Source organism: Pantoea sp. ME81 (assembly GCF_903970985.1).
GTDB lineage: Bacteria > Pseudomonadota > Gammaproteobacteria > Enterobacterales > Enterobacteriaceae > Pantoea > Pantoea communis.
Map to the genome: position 1 here is coordinate 1 of NZ_CAJCKS010000367.1, position 881 is coordinate 881.

General features: G+C 56.4%; 1 protein-coding gene. It reads left to right on the forward strand.

The features are described 5' to 3' along the window. Nucleotides 1–215: 215 nt before the first annotated feature. Nucleotides 216–881 (forward strand): MalY/PatB family protein (locus tag H7A81_RS27400; protein WP_182059355.1); only part of this gene is annotated, 666 nt, incomplete at its 3' end.

The window sequence follows — 881 nt, forward strand, 5'->3', positions numbered from 1 at the left end:
CACTCTTTCCCTACACGACGAGATTCCGATCTTAACTGCCTGACGCGCCTGCGTCTTACCATTGCGGACATGAGCAAAGTGAATGATGCCGCGCTGAAAGCCAATGGTGCAATTGGTGTGGTGCATCTCAACCAAACCAGCCTGCAAGTGGTGATCGGTCCGCAGGTGCAGTCGGTGAAAGATGAAATGGCACACCTGATGAGCGCGACGGTGTCATGATGCAGAGGTTTGATTTCGACCAGGCCGTGGATCGCCACGGCAGCTGGTGTACGCAGTGGGATTTCGTGGCGGACCGCTTTGGTGTGGAGGGCTTATTGCCCTTCACCATCTCCGATATGGATTTCGCGACGGCACCCTGCATCATTGAGGCCCTGCAACAGCGGTTAAACCATGGCGTATTGGGCTACAGCCGCTGGCAGCATCAGGACTTTACCTCGGCGATTCAACACTGGATGAAGAATCGTTTTGCCACAGAGGTTGAGCCGCAATCGCTGGTTTACGGCCCGTCGGTGATCTACATGGTGGCGCAGATGCTGCGCCACTGGACAAAACCCGGCGATGAAGTGCTGATTCATACGCCTGCCTACGATGCATTTTATCACACCATCAACGGTAATCAGCGCCGCGTGCTGGAACTGCCGCTCCAGCGCCAGGGTCATGACTGGCAGTGTGATATGACGCAGCTGGAACCGCTGCTGGCACGACCCGATTGCAAAGTGATGCTGCTGTGTAGCCCGCACAATCCTACCGGCAAAGTGTGGCGGCGTGAGGAGTTGCAGCAAATGGCCGCGCTCTGTGCGCGTCATGATGTGAAAGTGATCAGCGATGAGATCCATATGGATATGGTGTTGGGCGACGCACACCACACCCCGTGGAGCCAG